Annotated in this window: 6 protein-coding genes; 4 read left to right on the top strand and 2 right to left on the bottom strand. The window is 39.7% G+C overall.

Annotated features, from left to right (window positions below; genetic code table 11):
- Positions 1-17: 17 nt before the first annotated feature.
- Entirely contained in the window at positions 18-2,963 is a 2,946-nt protein-coding gene (locus tag AC220I_RS14370; protein ID WP_486724543.1) for a stalk domain-containing protein, read from the bottom strand.
- Between the two features lie 199 nt (positions 2,964-3,162).
- On the opposite strand from AC220I_RS14370, the gene AC220I_RS14365 reads away from it, so the two are divergent.
- The 3 genes from AC220I_RS14365 (at position 3,163) to AC220I_RS14355 (ending at position 5,461) form a co-directional block, all read left to right on the top strand.
- Positions 3,163-3,606, top strand: a complete 444-nt coding sequence (locus AC220I_RS14365; protein ID WP_486724542.1) for a MarR family winged helix-turn-helix transcriptional regulator — start codon at positions 3,163-3,165, stop codon at positions 3,604-3,606.
- Between the two features lie 20 nt (positions 3,607-3,626).
- Entirely contained in the window at positions 3,627-4,178 is a 552-nt protein-coding gene (locus AC220I_RS14360) for a flavodoxin domain-containing protein (protein WP_486724541.1), read from the top strand.
- Positions 4,179-4,297: 119 nt separating this feature from the next.
- Complete coding sequence (locus tag AC220I_RS14355) at positions 4,298-5,461, top strand: O-antigen ligase family protein (protein WP_486724540.1); 1,164 nt, start codon at positions 4,298-4,300, stop codon at positions 5,459-5,461.
- Here the strand turns inward: AC220I_RS14355 and AC220I_RS14350 are convergent.
- Positions 5,458-6,441: a D-cysteine desulfhydrase family protein gene (locus tag AC220I_RS14350; protein ID WP_486724539.1), complete on the bottom strand. Its 984-nt coding sequence runs from the start codon at positions 6,439-6,441 to the stop codon at positions 5,458-5,460. The two genes, AC220I_RS14355 and AC220I_RS14350, sit on opposite strands and share 4 nt — an antisense overlap.
- Positions 6,442-7,022: 581 nt before the next feature.
- Here AC220I_RS14350 and aspS point away from each other — a divergent pair.
- Positions 7,023-8,309 (top strand): aspartate--tRNA(Asn) ligase, encoded by a 1,287-nt coding sequence (gene aspS, locus AC220I_RS14345; protein ID WP_486724538.1) that lies wholly within the window; start codon positions 7,023-7,025, stop codon positions 8,307-8,309.
- Positions 8,310-8,311 lie beyond the last annotated feature (2 nt).

The raw sequence follows: 8,311 nt of genomic DNA, 5'->3' as shown, positions 1-8,311 counted from the left end.
GTGCTAAAAAGGATGGGTTACATTGGACCATCTGGCGGACCATCGTGAGGCCCTTCATCTGGCGGTTCAAAACCATCATCAGGTGGGCTGAAGTCATCCGGTGGCTCAAAACCATCATCTGGTGGACTAAAGTCATCTGGCGGAACAAATCCATCAGGTGGATGATTTCCATCTGGTGGTTCAAATCCATCAGTTGGTTCAAATCCATCATGTGGTTCAAATCCGTCAGGTGGTTCGAATCCATCAGGCGGTTCAAATCCATCAGGCGGTTTAAAACCATCAGGCGGTTCAAAGCCTTCAGGTGGTTTAAAACCATCAGGCGGTTCGAAGCCTTCAGGTGGTTTAAAACCATCAGGCGGTACAAAGCCTTCTGGTGGCATAAAGCCATCCGGAGGCACGAAACCTTCAGGCGGCATAAAGCCCTCAGGTGGGACAAACCCTTCATATGGTATAAATCCGCCTGGCATAAAAGCTTCAGGTGGTTGATAGTCCATAGGCGGTAGCTGCTGCCAAGGTGCTGAACCATCAGGTAATGGATCACCATATTCCCAGCCTGCAGGTGGCGTCCACCATTCAGGTGGGTTAAAGTTGGATGGCGGATTCAATGTACCGTCAGAGTTGCTTGACCATTCAAATGGCTTACTTGCATAGCCAAGTGGTGGTGTCCAATCCTCTGGCAATTTCCAATATTCGGGTGCTTGCCAGCCGCTTGGTGGCTGCCATTCATTTGGTGGTTGCCAACCATCAGGCGGATTAAAATTATCTGTTGGCAATAAACCTTCTGGAAAAACAAAATTTTTAGGCTTAGCGAGATCACCATAGAACAAATGATTAACACCATCTTCATATGAATTCATGAATTCCGGCTTAATTTCAGCCATGTTAGCGTTCATCAATTCCCATCCTTCTGGGATTTCATTAGGGTTTCCAGGTTGCCAGTTGCTATCTGGTTTCCAGTTTACAGGTGGTACGAAACCCTCTGGTGGAATATAGCCATCAGGTAGTGAAACGCCACCTAATGCCATCTTGCTCACTACATTTACATCTTCTGGTACAAAAGCTTCAAAATCGGTCCATGGGCCAAAGTTTTCAGCAACAGTTACACCTTGTGGTAAATTGAAGCCAGAGACATTAGTGTTCATCGGTAGTTTTGCTGGCCCAGTAAATGTCATACTATTCGAAAGTTTAAAACCTACTGGTAAATCTGCCATTGGTGGGACATTAAAACCATCCTTGAACTGGTATCCTTGTTCAAAATAGGTACCTTCAGGCAAATTGAATCCTGTCACATCAAAGCCTTTTGGAATCATAACACCCTTAGGAAGTTCTATTTGGTCAGGAAGCTTGACACCATCACCTAACTCAGTGAAATCCTGTAATTTGACGTTATTTTGAATTTGGACGTTTTTAGAAATTTTAATACCAATAGGAAGGATGACACCTGATTCAATTTCAACACCCGGCGGTAAAACCACGCCTGGAGGCAATTTGGTATTGCTTGTAATCTTGAGATTTTTAGGAAGCAATGCAAGATCAAAATTTAAATCAGGTCTTACAGAGTCTGGAATTTGAATGTCTGATGGAATTTCAGCTTGAATACTTTCAGTCATATCCAACAGTGCATCAAAGTTATTTTCACCCTGCAAATTGATATTTTTCATAACTTGAACTGTATTTCTAATTTCTTCTAAGAGTCCCTGTTGATTTGCCAAGAGATTTTGCTTTTCTTGATCTGATAAAATAAGTTTGCCACTTTGTATTGCCTTGACAATCTTGGCTTGTGTGTTAATAAAGGTCTCGTTGACATCTGGATTCTGTGCAGTCCCTAATACAGGAATTGCCTGTCGATATTCAAACTGATTCCAAATGCCCTTTTCTTGTGCAATTTGAAATGCATTTTGCATTTCATTAAAAATCGGATTGCCTTGGCCTGTTTCCCCCATGCCCTCTAAAAGCGCAGCTTGCGTATTTGCAATTTTTATCTGAGCTTCATCTAAAATCTTTTGACTCCATAATGCAACTTCTGGATTGTCTATAATATCGGATGGCTCAAAGACAGCGCCGGATTCTTCACTGTATATGGTACCCACAGGGAGCATTTGTTCAGCGTTGCCCTGTTTTCTAGAAACGCTTCCACTTAAAACAGAAATTCGCTTACCGATTTTAAAAATGGTCCCTTTTGCTGAAACCGTTTCTGTGCCTTTTACAATTGAAAAGACAGACCCCTGTGTCTGCTTCACGACTGTTGCCCATGCCTCGCCTTCCAATAGAGAAAACTTGCTCTCTCTTGCCTTTGAAACTGCATTGTAGGTCAGTTCCTTAACAGCAAGCATCGTATCAGCTTCTAAAAAAACACTAGATCCGTCATTTGTTTTAATCGTTAAATTGCTATTGGGACCTGTTCTAAAAATCGTGCCTTTTGGATACTTGATATCTGTTGAAACAGCCTGCCATTCATAGCTCTTTTTATCCGGTAGTAGATATTCTGCTTGATTCTTGAAATCGGTTATTGAAACAAGATTGTTTCCAGGAACGATTGCAACCGTTCTTGTTTCTGATAGCCATGTAACCTGTGCACCAAGTGCCTCCCCAATGAATTTAAGCGGAACCATAGTTCTTCCGCCCACAACTTGTGCCGGTACATCCAAGGTAATTTTGCTTGTATTCTTTTTAGCCTCTTTTTGGTCGATGACAAGTGAAACAAGTGTGTCATCCAATTGAATTAAAACTTTTCTTTCTGTCGCGATCCAAGCGACTTGTGCCCCCAATGCTTCTGCAACTACTTTTACTGGAACCATGGTACGTCCATCAATGATTGTAGGCAGGGCATCTTGAAACTCGAGCTTGTTTCCATTCACTGTAATGTTGATGGTTGAAGTATCGGAAAATCCGGGAACCATCAAAAGTGAGAGTAGAAGCGATAATAGTATAAACAAGCTCATCCCCTTATTTATCAACCGCATAAAAACACCTCCCGTTCATGCGCTTCCATCTTTAATTAATACCCATTTCATGATTTTTTAAGCGAAATTTATAGGTCTAGAGAACTATGATTCTCGATGATTTTGTGACGATTTGCATATGTTTTGACAAAAACTCAAAGGTAATATATTATCTAATTAAAGAATCGTGTAAAATCTAAACTTAACGAGGGGTTGTATAATGTCACTAATAAAAAAAGAAACCTATATTTTTGGTAATTTATTTTATCTTGCCAATAAATTTCAAGCCATTATGGATAAAGATTTTGCTAGACATGGTCTTACAACCAAACAATGGTTTTTAATGGCTGTGCTTGGAGAATTTTTCGATTCTCCGCCGACTTTGAAAACGTTGGCCAAACGCATGGGATCTTCCCATCAAAACGTGAAGCAAATTGCCTTGAAGCTTGAAAGTAAGGGCTTTATAAAATTGAGTAAAGACAGTGAGGACAAGCGTGCGGTTCGTGTGGAAATGACTGAATTTTGTGATGCCTATTGGACTAACCGGGCAGAGGGGGATTTAGAGTTTTTTAAAAATTTGTTTGAGACATTTGAGGAAGCTGAAGTACACCAACTCTTTGAACTATTGGATAAGCTCACAAGGGCTGTGGATGGACTTGATTGATTTTGCATAGGAGGATTAAAATGAAGGGCATAATTGTCTACGCTTCGAAAACTGGATATACCAAGAGGTATGCCGCTTGGTTATCAGAGGCTTTGAACTTTGATCTGATTTCCATTGAAGATTATAAGTCGAAAGCTTTAGAAGAAATTAAGCAATACAAGGCAATCATTTTTGGCGGTAGCCTCTATGCAGGCGGTATATGGGGCTTAAAAGAATTTTGGAAAGTTTGTGACAGTGACATCTCTCCTAGGGCTTACTATTATGCAGTTGGTGCAACACCGATAAGAGCGGAAACAAGTGAGGAAATCTATAGACTTAATTTTGAGGGCAAGGCAATTGCAAGAGATCATTTTTATTATTTTAGAGGTGGTTTTGATTTTGAGCGCCTTGGAAATATAGACAAATTTTTGATGCAGATGATGAAATTGAAGATAAGTTTAAAACCAGAAGCCAAAAGATCACCTGATGAGAAGGGGATGTTAAGGGCTTATTCAGAGCGTGTTGATTTTTCAAGAAGACATCAAATTGAAGCTTTGGTGGCAAAAATAAAGCGTGATTTATCAGTCTTATAATACAAGGGACTGATGATGTCACTAGGTTTCAAAATTGTAATCTTTGAGGCGTAAATAAGTATTGAAACTCTTCTAATAGTCTGCTAAGATTAGTGAGGCATAATTAAGGAGTGAAATATTTGAATCGCAGTCTATTACTAATCATAGGGTCACCATTTACAGCATGGGTACCATTGCTCGTTCATGGGCTTCAATTAATCAAAAAACCTTTTAAAATCGTTTTGCACCCAATCAATATTGGGGTAATCGGTTTATTTTTTTGGTCAATAATTTCAGCCGTTTATAATAAAGATTTGATGTCTTTTGCAGCAAGTTTTATATTTATATTGTATCTCGTACTCATTAGTTGGGTTAATAAATCACTTTTGAGTTTTGAAAAAATACATCGACTTTTAAGGGAAATTTGGGTAATATCACTTATTCCGGCAGTCTTGGGAATTTTGGAAAAAATCATATCCACTCAGTTTGAAATGAACTGGCTCGTGAAAGTGTTTTGGAATCCAACCTATTTTCCAACCATAGAAAACTATAGGATTATGAGTACCTTTGGCAATCCAAATGTTGCAGGAGACTGGTTTGGTATCATGTCATTACTCAGCTTTTACTTCCTTGAACACTCGGGTTATCGTAAAAGAAAGTTGATCGTTTTTGGAAATATTTTATTTTTATCCAGTCTTGTTCTTACAGGTTCAAAGGGCGCAATGGCTGCTTATTTCTGTTCGGCTCTTGTCTTTGCGGTTTTAAAGCACAGTAAGAGAACCTGGTTGTTTTTATCTTTTTTCTTAGGGCTTTCAACGATTGGCATAAGCTCATTTTTTAACTTATTTGAAACCTATAATTCACGGGATCTAATTTGGCAGAATTGTATAGAACTTATAAAAGATTCCCCAATATTCGGCTGTGGAATACTGGGGATTTATCCGAGAATTCAAGAGGTTCATGGTCACAATTTATTTTTATCCATTGGGGCGAGTTTAGGCGTGGTAGGTCTGATCCTGGTGGTTTATCAAATGATGTATTTGATCAATACCCTATGGCTTCTCAATCATAATCGCATACGAATGGCACCGATTTTAACTGGATTACTAACCTTTTTACTGGTCCACAGTATTGTTGATTTCACCATCTTAACACCACAGATTGGCATATTTTATTTTGGTACATGTGCAGTGGTCACGAGGTTTGGCGCGGTCTTTCTTGACCAGAGGTATCCAAAATTCGCTCAAGAAGCGTATCAAATTCTTGGGCCCCTATTTCTTAAGCCCAAAAGATCATTGCTCTAAAACTCGAATTTGGTGTTAAAGCTGTGGAGTCCTGTTAAGCCACCCGTGTGGATGAATAGTATATTTTCAGATTTGTCAAATCGACCATTCTCAATTTCTTTACAAAGACCTCGAAAGGCTTTTCCAGTGTAAACAGGATCTAATATAACCCCTTCCAATTGTGCGATTTCCTTGATAAATTCAAGTTCATATGGTTGAGTCAAAGCATAACCTATGCCCTCATAGCCACCAATGATTTGAATTTCATTAGGATCAAAATGAGGAGGGGTTTTTAATATGTCAAAGGATTCAGTTAAGATTTTTGAGACCTCAGCATGAAAGTATTCTGGTGTAGCAGAGATGTTAAAACCGACAACTTTTTTAGCGTAGTGATCAAGGACATTGCCCATAAAAAGACCACCGTATGTACCACCTGAACCCACTGTAGCCACTAGGGTGTCAAATTTCATATCTAAAGACTGCTCTTGATGTTTAATTTCTTGATAGCAGTTGTAATAGCCAAAGTTTCCAATACCGTTTGATGCTCCCATTGGAATTACATAGGCCACGATACCTTTGTTTGCATACGCCTCTTTTAAGGTTTGCATGTAATCTAAATAGTTGTCATTAAAAAAATCTGGATCAAGATAAGATATTTTGGCCCCCATGATTTCATTGAGTAGAAGATTGCCCACTGGGTGCTTTTGTTTTTCGCCTCTTAAGACCAGATGTGTTTTTAGGCCAAGGTGATTTGCGATCGCCGTTGTGGAGCGGGCATGGTTGGATTGAAGGCCGCCACAGGTAATGATGAGAGATGCCTTTTGAGAAATGGCTTCCTGCATTGCATACTCAAGTTTGCGGATTTTATTGCCAGACCATTCGTTTCCGGTGAAATCATCTCTTTTGATGTATATATTCTTGTTGAGTTTTTGAGAAAGGCGCTCAAGTTTATAAATGGGCGTCGGAAGATTGGCGACTGCTAGTTTTTCTGGAAAATTCATAAATGCCTCCTTGATTTAAACTATAATACTTATACCACTATTATTTCATATTAAAAATCAGACAGCAATACAGGATGAGAATTTAAAATGTATTTGACAATGTATTTTGGGTTTGGTAGAATGAGTGAAATAAAATTCGAATTAAAGCTTTTGATGAGAAGAGTAGCGATATGGATGGAAAAAAGCGATTGAGTGATGGTGTGAGACTCAAATGAAATCATATGGTGAAAGACATCTCTGAAGCGTCGTCTTGAAACTTAGTAGGGACGAACGGCTATCCCCCGTTATAGGGACCTAAGTAAAAAATAGGATGGCACCGTGATCCCTCACTCCTTGTGGAGCGAGGGTTTTTTTGTTATATAGGATTAGTTCTCATCCAGCTTTGTGCAAAAATGTTTGGTTTGTGAAAAGCAGTAAGATGAAAACGGTAACGACAAAACATAGTGTTGGCGTTAAATGACTATAAACATCACAATTTGTCAGTTGTCTTTTCTATTTTAAACAAGGGTGGTACCGCGATATTCGCCCCTTGAGCAGACGTGCTCAAGGGGCTTATTTTTTTATTCTTAAGGAGGCTAAAAATGAGAGTATTAATTTCGAACTTACAAAGACATATAGATGAGGTCGTCCAGATTGAAGGTTGGGTCCATCGTATAAGGGTTTTAAAATCTGTAACCTTCATCATATTGAGAGACCGAACAGGGCTTGTACAATGTGTATTTGAGGGGACGCCTGAGTACTTGAAAGGCATAAAACTTGAGAGCATTGTGATGGTTGAAGGGCGCGTTTGTGGTTCCAAGAACAAGTATCAAGTCTTTGAGTTGCAGGCGCAAAACCTTGAAGTCCGAAGTGGCGTTGAAAATGATTTGCCAATCCAAATAAATGGGGATGCCTTAGACATTAACCTCGAAACACAATTGAACCATAGGGTGTTGTCTTTGAGACATGCTCAAAATCAAGCAATTTTTAGGCTTCAGGCCATTATCACACAGGCTTTCAGAAGTTTTTTAGAAGAAAATGGTTTTCTGGAAATGTTCACGCCCAAAATTGTCAAGGAGGGTGCTGAGGGTGGTGCAGAAATCTTCAAGCTCGATTATTTTGGTGAAAGCGCTTATCTTGCACAGAGCCCTCAGTTTTACAAGCAAATGATGGTTGTCGCAGGCTTTGAGCGCGTATTCGAAATCGGGTCTGTTTACAGGGCAGAGCAACATGCCACTGCAAGACATCTCAACGAGTATGTCAGTATGGACCTTGAAATGGGCTTTATCGAAGATGAATTTGAGATTATGGCACTTGAAGAATCTCTTCTTAAAGCTATTTTTAAAGCGCTTAAACTTAAAGGCGCACCTTATTTTGAGGTTTTGAATATGGCATGTCCAGAGGTTCCAGAGACGATTCCCAAACTGAAAATGGCAGAAGCTATTGAAATCCTGAAAACACATTATCAGAGGGACTCGCTCGAGGGTGATCTAGAGCCTCAAGGGGAACGTCAAATCGCTGAATATATTAAATTAAACTACAATAGCGACTTTGTCTTTATCACACATTATCCAAGACATAAGAGACCCATGTATACAAAGTGCTATGAGAACAATGAAACGCACAGTTTTGACCTCCTCTTTAGGGGACTGGAAATAACAACTGGTGGACAGCGTATCCATGACTATGACCAACTCGTTGAGAGTATCAAATATAAGGGCCTGAATCCAGAGATCTATGCCTCTTATTTGGAGACCTTTAAATACGGGGCACCTGCCCATGGCGGCTTGGCAATTGGACTCGAAAGATTAACCGCCCAAATTTTAAACATCAATAACGTCAGATTGACATCTCTTTTCCCTAGAGACCAGCAGAGATTGGTCCCTTAATG

Source organism: Fusibacter sp., assembly GCF_057447755.1.
This window is presented reverse-complemented; position numbering and strand designations above follow the sequence as displayed.